Origin of the sequence: Luteibacter rhizovicinus, assembly GCF_004342265.1 — a bacterium.
GTDB lineage: Bacteria > Pseudomonadota > Gammaproteobacteria > Xanthomonadales > Rhodanobacteraceae > Luteibacter > Luteibacter rhizovicinus_B.
This window is the reverse complement of sequence record NZ_SMCS01000001.1, coordinates 603,575-621,376: the sequence shown is the minus strand read 5'-3', so window position 1 is coordinate 621,376 and position 17,802 is coordinate 603,575. Positions and strand designations below refer to the sequence as shown.

At 64.0% G+C, this 17,802-nt stretch carries 17 protein-coding genes; 2 read left to right on the top strand and 15 right to left on the bottom strand.

The features are described from left to right. Window positions 1–3: 3 nt before the first annotated feature. From msbA to EC912_RS19590, 14 genes are all read right to left on the bottom strand, one after another. Complete coding sequence (gene msbA / locus EC912_RS02920) at window positions 4–1,782, bottom strand: lipid A export permease/ATP-binding protein MsbA (RefSeq protein WP_132141620.1); 1,779 nt, start codon at window positions 1,780–1,782, stop codon at window positions 4–6. Next, window positions 1,779–2,207, bottom strand: a complete 429-nt coding sequence (locus EC912_RS02915) for an ExbD/TolR family protein (protein WP_132141619.1) — start codon at window positions 2,205–2,207, stop codon at window positions 1,779–1,781. The genes msbA and EC912_RS02915 overlap by 4 nt, the downstream gene beginning before the upstream one ends. Window positions 2,208–2,211: 4 nt before the next feature. Beyond that, window positions 2,212–2,850: a MotA/TolQ/ExbB proton channel family protein gene (locus EC912_RS02910; protein WP_132141880.1), complete on the bottom strand. Its 639-nt coding sequence runs from the start codon at window positions 2,848–2,850 to the stop codon at window positions 2,212–2,214. 252 nt (window positions 2,851–3,102) lie between these two features. Further along, complete coding sequence (locus EC912_RS02905; RefSeq protein ID WP_243649111.1) at window positions 3,103–6,495, bottom strand: GH92 family glycosyl hydrolase; 3,393 nt, start codon at window positions 6,493–6,495, stop codon at window positions 3,103–3,105. A gap of 83 nt (window positions 6,496–6,578) precedes the next feature. Then, window positions 6,579–8,900 carry a DNA internalization-related competence protein ComEC/Rec2 gene (locus EC912_RS02900; protein ID WP_132141618.1) on the bottom strand — a complete coding sequence of 774 codons (2,322 nt, stop codon included), beginning with the start codon at window positions 8,898–8,900 and terminating at the stop codon, window positions 6,579–6,581. Between the two features lie 80 nt (window positions 8,901–8,980). Beyond that, window positions 8,981–9,688: a lipoprotein-releasing ABC transporter ATP-binding protein LolD gene (lolD, locus tag EC912_RS02895; RefSeq protein ID WP_132141617.1), complete on the bottom strand. Its 708-nt coding sequence runs from the start codon at window positions 9,686–9,688 to the stop codon at window positions 8,981–8,983. Beyond that, on the bottom strand, window positions 9,681–10,922 hold the full coding sequence (locus EC912_RS02890) for a lipoprotein-releasing ABC transporter permease subunit (protein WP_132141616.1): 1,242 nt from the start codon (window positions 10,920–10,922) through the stop codon (window positions 9,681–9,683). The genes lolD and EC912_RS02890 overlap by 8 nt, the downstream gene beginning before the upstream one ends. A 141-nt stretch (window positions 10,923–11,063) precedes the next feature. Next, window positions 11,064–11,477: a hypothetical protein gene (locus EC912_RS02885; RefSeq protein WP_132141615.1), complete on the bottom strand. Its 414-nt coding sequence runs from the start codon at window positions 11,475–11,477 to the stop codon at window positions 11,064–11,066. Further along, window positions 11,449–11,697 (bottom strand): succinate dehydrogenase assembly factor 2, encoded by a 249-nt coding sequence (locus tag EC912_RS02880; RefSeq protein ID WP_132141614.1) that lies wholly within the window; start codon window positions 11,695–11,697, stop codon window positions 11,449–11,451. The genes EC912_RS02885 and EC912_RS02880 overlap by 29 nt, the downstream gene beginning before the upstream one ends. A 92-nt stretch (window positions 11,698–11,789) precedes the next feature. After that, the gene (locus EC912_RS02875; protein ID WP_132141613.1) at window positions 11,790–12,575 is read right to left on the bottom strand and encodes a succinate dehydrogenase iron-sulfur subunit; all 786 of its coding nucleotides are present in this window, start codon (window positions 12,573–12,575) and stop codon (window positions 11,790–11,792) included. Window positions 12,576–12,596: 21 nt separating this feature from the next. Beyond that, window positions 12,597–14,384: a succinate dehydrogenase flavoprotein subunit gene (gene sdhA / locus EC912_RS02870; protein WP_132141612.1), complete on the bottom strand. Its 1,788-nt coding sequence runs from the start codon at window positions 14,382–14,384 to the stop codon at window positions 12,597–12,599. Between the two features lie 3 nt (window positions 14,385–14,387). Further along, window positions 14,388–14,774: a succinate dehydrogenase, hydrophobic membrane anchor protein gene (gene sdhD / locus EC912_RS02865; RefSeq protein ID WP_132141611.1), complete on the bottom strand. Its 387-nt coding sequence runs from the start codon at window positions 14,772–14,774 to the stop codon at window positions 14,388–14,390. After that, window positions 14,771–15,163 (bottom strand): succinate dehydrogenase, cytochrome b556 subunit, encoded by a 393-nt coding sequence (sdhC, locus tag EC912_RS02860; RefSeq protein ID WP_132141610.1) that lies wholly within the window; start codon window positions 15,161–15,163, stop codon window positions 14,771–14,773. The genes sdhD and sdhC overlap by 4 nt, the downstream gene beginning before the upstream one ends. A gap of 79 nt (window positions 15,164–15,242) precedes the next feature. Beyond that, window positions 15,243–15,347 (bottom strand): DUF1674 domain-containing protein, encoded by a 105-nt coding sequence (locus tag EC912_RS19590; RefSeq protein ID WP_243649110.1) that lies wholly within the window; start codon window positions 15,345–15,347, stop codon window positions 15,243–15,245. A gap of 187 nt (window positions 15,348–15,534) precedes the next feature. Here EC912_RS19590 and EC912_RS02850 point away from each other — a divergent pair, with 187 nt between their 5' ends. Continuing rightward, complete coding sequence (locus tag EC912_RS02850) at window positions 15,535–16,329, top strand: YgfZ/GcvT domain-containing protein (protein ID WP_132141608.1); 795 nt, start codon at window positions 15,535–15,537, stop codon at window positions 16,327–16,329. Between the two features lie 456 nt (window positions 16,330–16,785). Next, window positions 16,786–17,220: a cell wall hydrolase gene (locus EC912_RS02845; RefSeq protein WP_243649109.1), complete on the top strand. Its 435-nt coding sequence runs from the start codon at window positions 16,786–16,788 to the stop codon at window positions 17,218–17,220. 88 nt (window positions 17,221–17,308) lie between these two features. Here the strand turns inward: EC912_RS02845 and EC912_RS19725 are convergent, their stop codons facing one another. After that, window positions 17,309–17,788 (bottom strand): glycine zipper 2TM domain-containing protein, encoded by a 480-nt coding sequence (locus tag EC912_RS19725; protein ID WP_132141607.1) that lies wholly within the window; start codon window positions 17,786–17,788, stop codon window positions 17,309–17,311. Window positions 17,789–17,802: the final 14 nt, after the last annotated feature.

Sequence of the window (17,802 nt, the reverse complement as noted above, 5' to 3'; positions counted from 1 at the left end):
CGATCAGTCCGCCACGACCTGATCGTGGAACTGCATGCGATGCAGCGCGGCGTACTGGCCACCCTGATCGATCAGACCGCGATGCGTGCCGAGTTCGACGATGCGCCCCTGATCCATCACGGCGATCTGATCGGCATGCTCGATGGTCGACAGCCGATGGGCGATGACGAGCGTCGTGCGATCGCGCATCAACCGCTGCAACGCATCCTGGATCAGGCGCTCGGATTCGGTATCCAGCGCACTGGTCGCTTCGTCGAGCACGAGGATCGGCGAGTTCTTCAGGATCGCCCGCGCGATCGCGATACGCTGACGCTGACCGCCGGAAAGCGAATTGCCGCCCTGCCCGATCTGCGTCTGCAAGCCTTCAGGCATGCGCTCGATGAATTCCAGCGCGTTCGCCGCACGCGCGGCGGCGACGATGTCTTCTTCGGAGGCGCCCGCGAGTTCGCCATAGGCGATGTTGGCGGCCACTGTGTCGTCGAACAGCACGACGTTCTGGCCCACCCACGCGATCTGCCGGCGCAACGACGCGAGCGTGTATTCCTCGTAGTTCGCGCCGTCGAGCAGGATGCGTCCGCTCGTCGGTTCGTAGAAGCGCGGGAGCAGGCTGACCAGACTGCTCTTGCCGCTGCCGGAGCGACCGACCAGCGCCGTGACGGTACCTGGGCGGCAATGCAGGTCGACGCCGCGCAGCGCCACATGATTGTTCTTCGGATAAACCAGATGGATGCCTTCGAAGCGGATATCGCCTTCGACCCTGGCAACCTCACGCGTGCCGACATCGCGCTCGGGCGGCTCGTCGATGATGGCGAACAGGTCCTGGCATGCGGCCAGACCGCGCTGGAGACTGGACTGCACGCTGGTCAGGCGCTTCAGCGACGGCAGCATCGCGCCCATGGCGGTCAGCACGGCGAAGAACACGCCGGGGGTGATGTTCTCGAGCGCACGCGGACGCGTGCCGAGATACACGAGCAGCGCCAGGGCGAACGCACCGGTCGTCTGGATCGTCGCGCTGGACAGCGCGCTGGTCGATGAAATCTTGAGATTCAGCGAACGCGCGCGATCGGCGACATCGTCGAAACGGCCCGCTTCGCGTGCCTGTCCGCCGTAAATACGGACTTCGCGATTGGCGCCGACAACTTCTTCGACGACGCTGGTCACCGAGCCCATATTGCCCTGCAAACGCTTGCTGATCTGACGATAGCGACGGCTGACCACCGTGACGATCAAGACCACGCAAGGCACCAGCACGAGCAGTGCCAGTGTGAGGTAGGCGCTTTGATAGAGCATGACCGTCAACATGCCGACGACCGTGAGGCCTTCGGTGACCGCCACCTTCAGGGCATCGGTCGACGCCTGCGCGACCTGCTCGCTGGTATAGGTGATGCGGGAAATCTGCTGACCGCTGGGTTCGCGACCGAAGAAGGTGGCAGGTAACCGCAGATAGGACGCGAAGACATCCTTGCGGATCGACTGCACGACGCCGCGGCCGATATAGGCGATGCCATAGTCGGTGGCGTACGACGACACGCCACGCACCAGGAAGATCGCCATGATCCAGATCGGCATCCAGAAAATCGTGTACGGATCTTTCAGCGTGAACAGGTCGTCGATCAGCGGCCGGATGAGATTGGTGAACAGCGACAGACACGCCGGATCGATGATCATGCCGATGATGGCGATGGTGCCGATCGACCAGTACCGGCGCGTGTAACCCAGCAGTCGCTTATAGGATTGCCAGCTCTCCGCGTCCCAGACGCTGTTTGCCTTGCCGGTACTCACTTGTCGGCCGCCGCCTCGGTCGGCGTGGTAGCGATCGACAGATGGGTGAAGCCAAGCTGGCCGAGCGCGTCCATGGCGCGCACGACGTTCTGGTGCGCGGTAAGGGCGTCGGCGCGGATGACCACAAGGCGTTCGCGGTCGGTACCGGCCACGCGTTCGATGGAGGTCTTCAGCGGGCCGATGCCTTCGCCGAGGACTTCGTCGCTACCGACCGAGTAGTGGCCGTCGCGGTCGATCACCACGGTCAGCGCCTGCGCCGTGGCGTCATGCGCCTCGGCGCCCGCCTTCGGCAGGTTGACCTGCATGCGCGAGTGCTCGATGAACGTCGTGCTGAGCACGAAGAACATCAGCAGCGTAAGCAACACGTCGATCAACGAGATCACGTTGATCTCGAAGTCGTCTTCTCTGCGGGAACCGATGCGCATGGGGTCAGCCGGCGGTGGACACGCTGTCGGCCGCCGTGCGGCGACGCGCGACCGGACGCGGTGCGGACAGATCGTCCAGCAGCGCCGTGGCTTCTTTCTCCATCTCGACGACGTAGCCGCCGACCTTCGAACGGAAGTAGCGATGCAGGACGTAGGCGGGAATCGAAACGACCAGACCGAATGCCGTGCAGATCAATGCTTCGCCGATGCCGCCGGCCATCTTCATCGGATCGCCGATGCCGCCCATCATGACGCTGAGGAACATGCGGATCAGACCAATGACAGTGCCGAGCAGGCCCAGCAACGGACCGATGAGCGCGATGGTGCCGAGCGTGTTGAGGTAACGCTCCATGCGATGGACGACGTGACGGCCGGTGTCTTCGATGCGTTCCTTGATGAGTTCGCGCGGACGGTCGCGGACGGCGAGCGCGCCGGCCAGCAGTTCGCCCAGCGGGGAACCTTTTTCCAGCGCGGACAGATGCGCGGCGTCGAGGGTATTGGAGCGAGCCCACTGACGCACTTCCGCGCCCAGGCCCGGCGGCAGCACCGACGAGCGGCGCAGCGCCCAGAAACGTTCGAGGACGATCGCCAGCGCCAGCGCGGAACAGATCAGGATCGGCAGCAGGGCCCAGCCGCCTGCCATCAGGATATCGAGCACGTTAACCCCACCGGAAAGCCGGAAAGACAAGCGCGCATCATAGCAGGCCGCCCCGGACGATCTGAGGTGCCGGTAGCATTTGCCGTGCAGAGCCAGTTGCAGGAGCCCGCTTGCGGGCGAGAGCCAACGGAGCGGCGATGCTGTGCGTGACATCCGCAGCCCAGATATCGACTCGCGGATGTGAGCATCCCTCTTCCTCGCCCCGTTGGCCTTCGCCCGCAAGCGGGCTCCTACCTTTTATGGTTGCGGCTGTCCTGAGAACTCAATCTCAGCCAGGCCGACACCCGTTTTCTTGTCCGCGGCTTCCAGCCGGATGCGATACCACGCGTACGCCTTCGGGCTGGCCGCCACGAACGCACGCGTCTGCCGGCGCCAGGGGAACGTTTCGCCGCGGCGCGAATCGACCGTATCCCAATGCTTGCCGTCCACCGAGCCTTCCAGTCGCCAGCTCTTCGCGTCCGCCGCGACGGACGCCGAGGTCAGCGTATACATCGAGACCGTCACCGGGCGGTCGAAATGCCAGCCGATATCGGCTTTCGCGCCGGGTATCGTCGTTTCGGTATCGGAACGATTGTCGAACAGGCGAGCCAGACCGGCGGCGTCCGCCGAGCCAAACGGACTACCCGACGTGCCGCCCGTCAGGTCGACCAGCGGCGACGGCGTCGAGCCTTCCGCCGTGATCGATGCCGGCACCGCGTCGGTGCCCGTACCCCAGTGCGAAGGTTCCGGTCCCATCTCGAAATCGAGCGTGGCGCCCTTCGCCAACAGGGCGTGCGGCAGGCTGAGCCGCGTCCACGGTTGTCCGTTGACCTTCAGGCTCTGCACATAGCGATTGCGATCGCTAACGCCCGGCGCACGAATATCGACGGCCGCGCCGTTTTCCAGACGAATCGTCATATGCGGAAAGTACGGCGCGCCGATGACGTATTCAGGCGAGCCCATGCGCAGCGGATAAAAACCCGCCGCGCCGAACAGCCACCATGCCGACATCTCGCCATTGTCCTCGTCGCCCGGATAACCCTGACCGATATCGCTGCCGGCATACAGACGCGACATGGCATCGCGCAGCTTGTCCTGGGTTTTCCACGGCTGCCCGGCCACGTCGTACATCCAGATGATGTGATGCGATGGCTGGTTGCTGTGTCCGTACTGGCCCATGCGCACGTCGCGCGCTTCCAGCATTTCGTGGATCACTTCGCCATAGCCGCCCACGTTGAACGCGCCCGGCGCGGTGAAGAAGGCATCCAGTTTGCTCGCCAACGCCTCGCGTCCGCCGTAGAGCGAGGCAAGACCCGCGCCGTCCTGCGGTGCATGGAACGCCATATTCCATGCATTGGTTTCCGTGTAATCGTCGCCCCAGCGCGTCGGATCGAATGCCGCGGCTTCATAGCGCCACTTGCCATCCGCCGCACGACCGACGAAGAAACCGGCCGGCTTGTCGAACAGGTGCACGTAGCCGAGCGCACGCGAGCGGTAGTACGTCGCATCGTCGGCGTAGTGCTTGCGGTAGGGATCGTTGGCGGGCGCTTCGCCTGCGAGCGCGGTGGCGAGATTGCCGATAGCGAAATCGTTGATGTAACCATCCATCGACCAGGACAGTCCTTCTTCGACGCCCGTGTCGGTATAGCCGTTGAAAAGCGAACGCTCGATACCCTTGCGTCCCGCACCCGGCACATCGCTGACCACCGACGCGTTCTTGATCGCGGACTGGTAGAAGCTGGCGACATCGAAGTTGCGCACGCCTTTCAGCCACGCATCGGCAAACGCGACGTCGGAACTGGTACCGACCATCAGATCGGCATAGCCGGGCGAAGACCAGCGCGCAATCCAGCCACCGTCGCGGTACTGCTGGACGAAGCCGTCGATCATCTGTCCGGCTTCGGTCGGCGTCAGCAATACATACGCGGGCCACGCCGTGCGGTAGGTATCCCAGAAACCGTTGTTGACATAGATCTTGCCGTCGACGATGCGCGCGCCGGTCGCGGTCGGCGTGTCGGCGCCCGTCGCCGCCGAGAACGGGCTGGCGTAGCGGTAGACCGGCTTATCGGGCGTTCCCGTGTTCTCGTAGGCCTCGTTCGGGTAGAGGAACAGGCGATAGAGATTGGAGTAGAGGGTCGTCAGTTCGTTCTGGCTGGCGCCTTCCACGTGGACGATGTCGAGCTTGTCGTCCCACGCACGGCGCGCGCGTTCGCGGACGGACTCGAAGGTATCGTTCGCGGCAATTTCCAGTGCGAGGTTTTTCTTCGCCTGGTCCACGCTGATCAACGACGTGGCGATGCGCATGGTGACCGCGCGTGCCGCCGCGTCGTGCGTATCGAAACCGAACCAGGCAGCGACATGGTCCCTGCCCTCGCCCGTCAGCTGTCCGCTTTCGGTCACGGGACGATCGAACGTGGCGTAGAAGAACAACCGGGTCGCGCCGGTGGAAAGGCGGCTCTTCACGTCCGACCAGCCCTGGATGGCGCCGTTCGCCGCGTCGAGCGACACACCGCCATTGTCCTCGCGGTTATCGAACACCAGCTGCGAACGATTGCCCGCGAAGGTGAAGCGGAACATCGCCGCATGATCCGTCGGAGCGATCTCGGTAACGATGCCGTTGTCGAAGCGCACCCGGTAATAGTCCGGCTGCGCGGTTTCCGCGTCGTGCCCGAACGAAAGCGCCCGCGTTTCGCGATGCAGCGGCGGAGCACCCGTCGCGACGGCGGCGGGCATGATCTGGAAGGTCTGGCGATCGCCCATCCACGGACTGGGTTCGTGCGATAGCGAGAACGCCTCGACGCGCGGCCGGTTATCCGCGCCATTGCGCTCCTGGTACTGGTAGATCCAGCTGGAACCGGCGTTGGTCGTCGGCGTCCAGAAGTTGAAACCATGCGGCACCGCGACCGCCGGGAAATTATTGCCGCGCGAGAACCGGCCGTTGGCGTTGGAGCCCCGGCGCGTGTCGACGTATTCCGAAGGGTGGCTGTGCGTGGCGGCATCGGCGTGCGCGATACGCACGTCGTCCAGCCAGCCTTCGTACGCTTTCCCCGCGGGCGCATCGGTGCGGACGACGATCCGGCGCACATGCCGCCCCTTCGCCACGTCGCCCAGCGCAATGCGTACGTTGTTCCACTGGTCGGGATGAGCCACGCGTCCTTCGCCCTGACCTTTTGCCGTCGCCGGGACGCGGTACTGGTCGATCGCGCCCGATCCCGAAAGCGTGGAACCGTCGTCGAACTCCAGATCGACCGCCAGGAAGTTCGCCGGGTTCGACAGGTCGCCGTCGACGGAACGCGGGAAGAAGACATAGGAGAGGACCATGCCTGGCTCGACGGCCACGTTCACGTCGAAGATCCGCGCCGAGACGGTTTTGCCCGTGCCGGTGCCGGCATAGCGCAGCGAATGGGTGCCGGTGAATCCGACATCGGCCCGGGCCGTCAGGGCCGCCTTGGCGGGCGGACCGCCGGCGACACCGACCGTGAGGTCTTTGCGGCTGGATACTTTCGGAGGAGCGTCGCCCTTCTCGAAGGAACGTACGAAAACATCCTGTGTGCCGGGGGCGATGCTCGCCGCCGCGCCTGTCGATACGCATAGCAACGGCAACGCCGCGCTCAAGGTTGCCCTGCCCCACCACCGCTTCGCTGCTGCCACGCGCCTAACCCCCTTTGGACCGGAATCCCCGATTTAAATCGTTCTAAATCGATACTGTCAAACTGCGGCGCAGCATTTTTGTACTATTCGCGCCAATAGCGACGGCTCGATTGCCGCCACCGACGAGCAATATCTGGCGCGGCGTCCCGGGGAAACGTCAGCTCGATGGCGCCGTCGACCGCCGTCGAATGGAATGCCGACCCGGCATCGCGATATCGCGCCACGACGGAGGCGTGCGGATGTCCGAAGCGGTTACGCCAGCCCGCGGACGCAATCGCGATGACCGGGCTTACCGTGTCCACGAAACCTGCCGTCGACGAGTAACGGCTGCCATGGTGTGGCACGGTCAGGACGGTCGGCCGCTCGTCCGCGAGTACGTCGCGCAGGCTCCTCTCGACGCTGGCGCCTATGTCGCCGGTCAGCAGCAAGCGGCCACTATGACCCTCGATGGAAAGCACGCAGGAACGATCGTTGCCTTTGCCCGGATCATCGCCCGGGCCGGGATGGATAAAGCGAAACCTCACGCCATCCCATTCCCATGCGTGCCCGGCCTCGCATGCCGCACCCGTGACGGCACCGCGCGATGGCTCGCCGAGATAACGCACGGCATCGGGATAGCGCGATGCGACCGAGGACGCTCCACCTGCGTGGTCGCTGTCGCCGTGGCTCACCACCAGCGCATCGATGTCGCGCGTGCCAAGCGCATCCAGCGACGGCAGCACGACGCCCATACCCAGGTCGAAGCCGGATGCGAACGACGCCCCGGTGTCGTAAACGAGGGTATGCCCGGCCGTGCGCACGACCACCGCGAGGCCTTGTCCCACGTCGAGAACCCAGGCCCGGAACGCGCCCGATTCGGGCACGTCGCGTCCGGGCAGTGCCAGCGGCAGGAAAGCGAATGCGCCAAACGCCCGCAGCGGCAGACCCCGTGGCGCGAACAGCCATGCGGCGCCCGCCGTGGCGAGCATCACGCGCCACACGCCGCTGCCAGGTACCGATATCCGCGTGCCCGGCCACGTCGCCATATGCTCCAGCATCCACCACTGGGCGTTCATCGCACCGGCGGCCAGCGCAAGTAAGGGCCCCGCCAGCGGCGCGGCGATCGCCATGCACAGGCAACCGGCCAACGTCAGCGGAACGACAACGAAGCTCACTAGCGGAGCCGCCACCAGATTGGAAAGCAGCCCGACCAGCGAGGCTGTTCCGAAGAACCAGAGCGATATCGGCAGCAACGCCACCGTCATCAGCAACTGCGCACGCAGGAGTTCCGTCAGCCACGCGCGTACGCCGCGACCCGCCCGCGGCAGACAGAGCATCAGCAATCCCACGCCCGAGAAGGACAGCCAGAATCCCGCCGAAAGCACGGACAACGGATCGACGACGAGGACCGCAAGCAGCGCAAGAGCGAGCGCGGACGCACCGCCCGCCTGCCGTCGCGCGCATGTCGCCAGAACGACGACGGCGATCATCAGCAGCGTGCGCACCGTGGGAAGACCCAGACCCGCCAGCACGCTGTATGCACCCGCGACGGCGAGTCCCGCGCTCGCCTGTACCGGCCGCCGCGCGGACCGGAGGGCCAGGGCGGGAAACAGGGCGTATAGCGCCGCCACGAAACCGGTGCCGGCGACAGCCGCCACGCCGACGTGAAAACCCGAAATCGCGATCAGATGGGATACGCCATTGGCCCGCGCGATGTCCCAGTCGTCGAGCGTCAAACCGCGTACGTCGCCAACCGCCAGCGCCTTCAGGAGCCGCGCATCGTCCATGCCGACAAGCTGTTCGATGCCCCCGGCAATATGCTCGCGCCAGCACGCCGCGCACACGCCGACGTATCCAAGCACTCCGTTGCGTGGCCCATCGCGCACATAGCCCATCGCGACGATGCCTCGCTGCAATGCCACGCGTTCGGCATCGCTGCCTCCGGGATTGACCATGCCGCGTGGACGCCGCAGGCGCAGCGCGAGCCGCCAGCGCTCGCAGGCCCCCGGAACCACGGGTGCGCGGAACCACGAAAGGCGGATGTCTCCGTCGAGGTCGATCGTTTCGTCGCCGAGCCATGCCTTGTCCGGACGCAGGACGAAACTGGCGTCGGTTCCGCGCATTGCCGGCAAGTCGACGATGCGGCCTTCCACCATGACGTCGACGCCTTCCAGCGCGACCGGAAGACGTCGCTCCATACCGACCGCTCCATGGATGGCGGCCCAGCATGCCGCCACCACGAAGGCCGCCGCCAGACGCCAAGACGCGCGGCGCGGGAACATCGAACCGGCGGATGCCGCAACGAGAAGCGCCGTGGACAGGCCGACGGATGGCAGCGTGGGCAAGTACTGCACCGACAATGTGCCGGCGAGGAAGACCCCGGCAAGGCGTGACAGCGACGGCCATCGGGCCGGCTCGGCATCCATGCGGGAGTCACCTGCGCGTAGCGGGGACTCCCGAGGTTACCCGCGCCGCGCGAAGCGAGCGGCGCGTCGTGACGTGGGCGTCAGGCGCTTTCGCGCGTGCGCTCGTGCAGTTCGCCCGCCGAAAGTTCCAGCGTGCGATCCATGCGACCCGCCAGTCGCGAATCGTGCGTCACCAGCACGAAGCTGGTGCCGATTTCGCGATTAAGTTCGAGCATCAGTTCGTACACGTGCGCGGCGTTGGCTTCGTCGAGGTTGCCGGTGGGCTCGTCGCCGAGGACACAGGCCGGCCGCGTCACCAGGGCACGCGCGACGGCGCAACGCTGGCGTTCGCCGCCGGACATTTCGGCCGGCCGATGACGCAGACGCTCGCCGAGACCGACCCGCTCCAGCAACGCTTTCGCTTCGCGCTCCGCCTGGGCGATGCCGGTGCCGCGAATCAGCAGCGGCATGCACACGTTCTCCAGCGCCGTGAACTCGGGCAGCAGGTGATGGAACTGATAGATGAAACCCAGCGAACGGTTACGTACGCGACCGCGTTCCGCATCGGAAAGATCGGAAAGCACCCGGCCATCGACTTCAACCTTGCCGGCCGAAAGCGTGTCGAGCCCGCCGATGATGTGAAGTAGTGTGCTCTTGCCCGAACCCGATGCACCCACGATGGCCATGGTTTCGCCACGGCGCAGTTCGAAGTTGACGTTGGACAACACGTCGGTGCGCAGATCGCCTTCCTGGTAGATCTTCGCGACGCCGGTGGCGCGAAGGACGATCTCTTGCGTTGCGTTATTCATAGCGGAGTGCCTGGGCCGGCTGCGTCCGTGAGGCGCGCCATGCGGGATAAAGCGTCGCGAGCAGTGCGAACAGGAACGTGACGACGACCACCCAGCCCACGTCGCTCCACATGAGCTGGCTGGGCAGTTCGCTGATGTAATAGACGTCGGGCGAGAGGAAGCTCTTGCCCGTGACGTGCTCGATACCCTTCACGATGACCGGCAGGTTGATCGACAGCACCGCACCGAGCAGCACGCCGAAGGCAATGCCCACGATACCGACCAGCACGCCCTGCACCATGAACATGCCCATGATGCTGCGCGGCGTGGAACCCAAGGTACGCAGGATGGCGATATCGGCCTGTTTGTCCGTGACCAGCATCATCAGCATCGAAATAAGATTGATCACCGCCACGAGGATGATCAGCGAGAGGATGATGAACATCACCCGCTTCTCCATCTCGATAGCGCTGAAGAAGTTCGAATGCGTGTCCATCCAGGTTTCGACGCGATAGGCCTGACCCAGCTGGTTGACGAGTGTGCGCGCGACAGGGAAAGCGAGACGCATGTCGTCCAGCTTGAGGCGAATACCCGTCGGACCGTCGAGACCGTTCAGCCGCTGGGCATCTTCCATCGACACCAGCGCCAGATTGGCGTCGTATTCCTGCATGCCGAGTTCGAACACGCCGCTGACCGTGAAGCTGCGCAGCTTCGGCACGGCACCCATCGGCGTTGCAGTGAACTGCGGCACGACGACCGTGACCTTGTCGCCGACGTCGACGCCCAGCGTGAGCGCGAGCTCGCGACCGAGCACGATTTTCCAGCTACGGTCGGTGAGGTCGGTCAGCTTGCCGGAGACCATGTGCTTGTCGATGTCCGACACCTTCGGCTCCAGCGAAGGCACGATGCCGCGGATCACCGCCCCGCTGGGGCGCCGGGCCTGCAGGAAGGCCTGCGTTTCGACGTAAGGCGCCGCACCCAGTACGTGACCGGTGCCTTCGGCGACTTTTACCGCGCGCGGCCAGTCCTGCACGGTTTCGCCAATGCCGGACACGGTGACGTGGGCAATGGCGCCGAGAATGCGCGTGCGCAGTTCGCTGTCAAAACCATTCATCACCGACATCACGGTAATCAGCGCCGTAACGCTGATCGCGATGCAGACGATGGAGACGGTGGAAATGAAGGAGATGAACTGGTTGCGACGCTTGGCGCGCGTGTAGCGCAATCCGATGAAGAGCTCTAGGGGTCTGAACATACCTGTCGATCGCAGCTTTAGGGGGGCGGTGCCGAAAGGCATGCGCCGCGCCCGGCAGAGTGCCCGAACGGCGAGGCGGCGGCAAGCCGCCGCACAGCGGCGGCTGTTGTAGGAGCCCGCGAGCAGGCTTCTCGCAACGGTTCACCGGACACCAGTCGTTGCCAGACGGATGCGCAGCGTGCGGCGCAGGTCGTCGTCCGCGTTGTCTTTGTAGAGGAGAACATGGCCCCGACCGGTGTCCCAGCGAAGCTCGAAAGCCAGCAGCTGGCCTAAGGCCCTGCCCTTACCCAGTGTGGCGGGCAGCTCATCGGCGCCAATCCGAACGGTCCAGTCGCCCTCGGACGACCACGCCACGCCCTCGATACACGGTGCCCGGAATTGCCGCATACGCGCATATCCGGACACGGCGATACCGACCACGAGAACGGTCTTGATCCACGGAGAGAGTGCCGCGACGGCCACGGAAAACGCGGCAACAACCAGAACGCATGCCAATAGCCGGGTTACGAACCCCGACGGACGGTATTCAAAGGCGATTCCTCGCGCGGATGTCATCGATGATGGCCTGCCAGTCGCCGCGGGCCGGATGGGCGTAACCCATCACCCAGTCCCAGAGATCGGGATCCTGCGCTTCGAGCAGTTCGTCGAAAGCCATCCGGGTCGCCTCATCGGCGTCGGCGTAACACGTGTCGAGCCATCCGCCGAACAGCTTATCGAGCTCGCGCGTGCCGCGACGGGCGCGCCAGCGCAGGCGTTTCAGGCGGGAATCTTCCATCGGGATGGCGACCTGCTTTCGTGGTTCGGGATGGCTCGGCCATCGGCGACGGGGCAATCTTCGCCCTGTCGCCGATGGCCGGCTCCCACACGTCAGGCCGAACGGCGCTGGACGATGAGTTTCTTGATCTCGGCGATCGCCTTGGCGGGATTGAGTCCCTTCGGGCAGGTACGCGCGCAGTTCATGATCGTGTGGCAACGGTAGAGCTTGAACGGATCTTCAAGGTCGTCCAGACGCGCACCGGTGTCCTCGTCGCGACTGTCCACGATCCAGCGATAGGCCTGGAGCAGGATGGCCGGGCCGAGGTAACGATCGCCGTTCCACCAGTAGCTGGGGCAGGACGTCGAGCAGCAGGCGCACAGGATGCACTCGTACAGACCGTCGAGCTTCTTGCGGTCTTCCGGCGACTGCAGGCGCTCCTTGTCGGCAGGCGCCGGGCTCTGCGTACGCAGCCAGGGCTTGATCGACGCGAACTGGGCGTAGAAATGCGTCAGGTCGGGAACCAGGTCTTTGACCACCGGCATATGCGGCAACGGATAGATGTTGACCGTGCCGCCGCCGCAGTCGGAAATCGCCTTCGTGCAGGCCAGCGTGTTCGTGCCATCGATATTCATGGCGCACGAACCGCAGATGCCTTCGCGGCAGGAACGACGCAGCGAAAGCGTCGGGTCGATTTCGTTCTTGATCTTCAGCAGGGCGTCCAGAACCATCGGACCGCACGCGGCCAGATCGACCTCGTAGGTGTCCGTACGCGGGTTCTGACCGTCGTCGGGGGTCCAGCGATAGACCTTGAAGGTGCGCGACTTCTTCGCGTCCTTCGCCGGAAAATGCTTTCCGGTCTGGATCTTGGAATTTTTGGGTAGCGTGAACTCTGCCACGATTGCCTCTCCGGTCCGGTATCAGTAAACGCGCTTTTTCGGCGGCACAACCTCGACGTCATCCGTCAGGGTATACATGTGCACCGGGCGGAAATCGAAGCTGGATTTACCCTTTTCGTCGACCCACACGAGGGTGTGCTTCTGCCACTCGTGATCGTCGCGGTCCGGGAAATCCTCTCGGGCGTGGGCACCGCGGCTTTCGGGACGCTGTTCGGCCGAATGCATGGTCGCCACGGCCTGGGCCAGCAGATTGGAAAGCTCCAGCGTCTCGATGAGGTCGGAGTTCCAGACCATCGAGCGATCGCTGACCTTGACGTCCTTGAACGAATCGTAGACGTCGGAGATTTTCGCCACGCCTTCCTTCAGCGTCTCGCCCGTGCGGAACACAGCGGCGTCGGACTGCATGGTCGTCTGCATCGAGGCGCGGATCTGCGCCGTCGGCGTACCGCCGTCGGCATGGCGCAGCGCGTCGAAACGGCCCAGGGCCTTGTCGAGCGCGGTGGGAGCCAGATCCTTGTGCGGCGTGTCCGGCTTGATCAGCTCGGCGCAGCGATGCGACACGGCGCGACCGAACACCACCAGGTCGAGCAGCGAGTTCGAACCCAGGCGGTTGGCGCCATGGACCGATACGCATGCCGCTTCGCCGATGGCGAACAGGCCCGGCACGATCGAATCCGGGTTGTCGTCACGCTTGGTGACCACTTCGCCGTGATAGTTCGTCGGGATGCCACCCATGTTGTAGTGGACGGTCGGCAGAACCGGAATCGGCTCCTTGGTGACGTCGACACCCGCGAAGATACGCGCGGACTCGGCGATACCCGGCAGACGCTCGTGGATCACTTCCGAACCCAGGTGCATCAGATTCAGGTGGATGTGGTCCTTGTTCGGACCGACGCCGCGACCTTCGCGGATTTCGATCGTCATGGCGCGGCTGACCACGTCGCGCGAAGCGAGATCCTTCGCGTTCGGCGCGTAGCGCTCCATGAAGCGCTCGCCGTTGGAGTTGGTGAGGAAACCACCTTCGCCACGCACGCCTTCGGTGATGAGGCAGCCCGCGCCGTAGATACCGGTCGGGTGGAACTGCACGAACTCCATGTCCTGCAGCGGCAGGCCGGCACGCAGCACCATGCCGCCGCCGTCGCCCGTGCAGGTATGCGCCGAGGTGGCGCTGAAGTAGGCGCGGCCGTAACCGCCCGTCGCCATCACGACCGCGTGACCGCGGAAAACGTGCAGCGTGCCTTCGTTCATGTCGAGTGCGAGTACGCCGCGGCAGACGCCTTCTTCGTCGAAGATGAGGTCGATGGCGAAATATTCGATGAAGAACGTCGCGTCGTGTGCCAGCGCCTGCTGGTACAGCGTATGCAGGATGGCGTGACCCGTACGGTCGGCCGCGGCGCAGGTGCGCTGCGCGGTGCCCTTACCATAATGAGTGGTCATGCCACCGAACGGACGCTGGTAGATCTTGCCTTCTTCGGTGCGCGAGAACGGCACGCCGTAGTGTTCGAGTTCGATGATGGCCGGAATGGCTTCGCGGCACATGTACTCGATCGCGTCCTGATCGCCGAGCCAGTCGGAACCCTTGATCGTGTCGTAGAAGTGGAAGCGCCAGTCGTCTTCGCCCATGTTGCCGAGCGCCGCGGAAATACCGCCCTGCGCCGCCACGGTGTGCGAACGGGTCGGGAAGACCTTGGTGATGCACGCGGCCTTGAGGCCCTTCTCGGCCAGACCGAACGTGGCACGCAGACCGGCACCGCCGGCGCCGACCACGATCACGTCGTACTTGTGTTGTTGAACCTTGTAGGCTTCCATCGATCAGCTTCCCAGCGCAACGCGCAGCACGGCCAGCACGCCCGCGAGCGCGCCGAGTACGGCGAGGAACTTGATGAGCACCAGCGAGAGAAGCTCAAGCCAGCGGGTATGTACGTAGTCTTCGATCACGACCTGCAGGCCGAGTACGGCGTGCCAGAACATCGAGACGATGAGGGCGATCAGCAGTACCGCGTTCCAGGGCTTGCCGACCGTGGCGCGTGCCGTCGCGAAGTCCGCATGGACCAGGCCGAGCACCGTCACCAGGAAGTAAACCGTGAGGAACACCAGGGCCAGGGCCGTGATGCGCTGCGTCCACCAGTGGCCGACGCCATCTTTCGCCGAACCGAGGCCGCGAGCGCGGGCAAGCGGATTGCGCAGGTCCTGCTTCATGCCGCACCTCCCGTGAACAAGTACGCCCAGACGACCAGGGTCAGCACGATGCTGAGGATGATCGAGGCCCAGCTCGTACGAACGAACTGTTGAATGGCGTAACCGGTACCGGTGTCCTGCACCAGATGACGAATGCCATTGCAGAGGTGGAAGAAGAAAGCCCAGGTCCAGCCGATCAGGACGATCAGGCCGAGGGCGCTACCGGCGCAGGCGCGGAAGCTGTCGAACGCGTCCTGGCCGGATGCCAGTGCGATGAGACCCCACAGGATGAGGATGCTTCCGACGGAGAGCACGATACCCGTGGCGCGATGCAGGATGGAGGTCGCCATCTGCACTTGCCACTTATAGACCTGAAGATGCGGAGAGAGTGGTCGTCCCGTTTGTGCCATGGCGGCTATCCTGATTGGAATCGCTTGACGCCCTAACCTCTTCCCATTCCGCACGAACGCCGCCCATGGGCGGCGGCCATCAGAAATCGATGCAGCGCCCGTTCTTTTCCCAGTCGCCGTAGCGAGTTGGGTCGAGGGGTGCCCGCTCGACCTGCTGCTTGCCGTCCACGGGGACGACAGGCACAACGACTTGCTCCGCCGGAGCGGGGCTGTGCTGGCTGTCAGGTTGGGAGGAGGTATCGGACATGGTTTTTTATAACAAAGCCGTAGAAGCGTAATACCTGTGAAACCCGAGTACAACCTTGACTAACACTGGAATATCGCAAAGCGAGCCACATATCTTACGCCTGTCTCATGCCAGGTCAGGTTCCATGCCCCCCGTTTCCGCCCAGACGCTAACCCTCGAAGGCCCCGACGCCATCGCCTTCGCGCAAGCCCAGTTCAGCAGCGACGTAGCGGCGCTGGCCGAAGGACACTGGCAATGGAGCGGCTGGCTCGACGCACAGGGGCGTATCCGCTCCTTCGTCCAGATTGCGCGCACGGGACATGACCGCCTGCTCGTTCTGTTGCGCGGAGGGAACGCCAGCGCACTCGCCGACGGATTGCGTCGCTTCGTCTTCCGCTCGAAGGTCGTCATGCATATCGACGACACGTCGGTCATCGCCGACGACCACGCACTCGACGCACATACGATCGACATCGCGGCGGACAAAAACATTCGCATCGGCATGGGCGATTACTCACTACGTATTGGCGATGCACGTCACGGCGACACGCACGAATGGCGCGCGCACGACATCGCACGCGGATATCCATGGTTGCCCGATGCGGCACTCGATCGATTGCTTGCGCCGGCCATCTCGATGGAACGACTGCATGCCGTCGCATTCGACAAAGGTTGCTATCCGGGCCAGGAAATCGTGGCTCGCCTGCACTATCGCGGCGGTCACAAACGACACATGCATTGCGTCGAATCGTCGCAGGCACTGAACGCGGGCGACACATTGCGTATCGAAGATCGTGAGGGCGGCGTCGTACTATCTTGCGTGCATAGTGCGAACGGCATGTATCGCGCACTCGTTGTACTGGACGATGGGCTTACGGCCGATGGTCGGGTTGAATTCGGCGATACGAGTCTGCATATTGTGCAGAGCTTCTCTACGTGAAGAACGTTTAGACAATAGTGAAGAACGCGTTCCACGCAGTGTGTGAGCATCACCTGAATAGTGCTGCGCGTGCACTTGCACAATCGACGTTACGCCACTAGGCTCCGCCGATCATTTTGTGTGGCGTTTTCGGAACGCCACATCACGCGACGATCCGTCGTTGAAGACGGTTCTGGCGCGGCCCGCCCACAAAGCGGAGAAAAAGACGCGCATCACCCGATGCGCATGTAGCTGCCGGAGCCGCCGCATGGCGTTGCCGCTCCCCATGCAGCACATCTCGACCGGCCTCGGACAGCCGGTCTTTGCAGCCACGCATTCGTGGCGCCCGCCGACCCACTTATCCGGTCATGCGGTCAATCCAGGTGGTAACGGCCTGCCCGCCCGTCCACCGCTCATACGCACCATGGCTTAGTTAAACAGCCTGTGGCGGAAAAGCTCGTTGGAGGCAGAAACACAATGAAACTTTCCATGCTGCTCTGGATGGCGTCCGTCCTCCCGAGCAACCTCGCCGACCAGACGTGCCTGGCGACGACGGTCTACCTCGAGGCACGTAGCGAGCCGACCATCGGGCAATATGCCGTGGCGGAAGTCGCCCTCCGTCGCCGCGATCGCGGCGTGTGGGGCGCAAATGTATGCGATGTCGTTTCGGCGCCGCGACAGTTCGCTATCACCACGACACCGCAAAGCTTCGAGATCTCCGACCTGACCGCATGGACGAAGGCATGGAAGATCGCAGGCGACTCCATCAACAACTGGAGCCTGCCCAAGAGCGAACGCCTCGTCTACGTACCGCAGGCCGATCACTTCGCAACGGTTGCGGTATCGCCCACCTGGTCCGCACGTCGACCGGTCCGCACCATTGGCGATCACGCGTTCTACGCCGTGAACTGAGCCAGGAACGCAGGACAAAAAAAGGCCCTCTGACGAGGGCCTTTTTTATGCACGTTATTTCAAATGGACGTCTGGACGTCCAATACAACTAACGACGATAAACACGGTCGCCACGTATTTCGACGTAATCTCCGCGACGCAGCTGCGGATCCTCGTTCTGCGTTACGGTGGCCCACTGGCCGTTATCCAGACGGATACGCACCTGATAGCCGACGTCCTCGCCGTTGCGTTTGCTGACCTGGTTACCCACCGCGCCGCCGGCGACCGCACCGATGACCGTCGCGGCGGTACGTCCGTCGCCACGACCGATCTGGTTACCCGCGACACCGCCGATCACCGCACCAAGAATGGTGCCCGCCGCCGAACCGCTCTGCTTCTGCACATACACCTGCTGGATATCGTCGACGACGCCGCACTGTCCGCAACCACGCGTAGCGCTGGAATAACCGCCGCCATTGTTGTATCCGCCGCCGTACGAAGGACGCCGCTGCTGCGTTTCGCAGCCGGCAAGCACCAGCGTGGCGGCTACTACGAGAACGAGAGCTGCCTTACCGAGAAACGTATGCATGGCGACTACCTCGA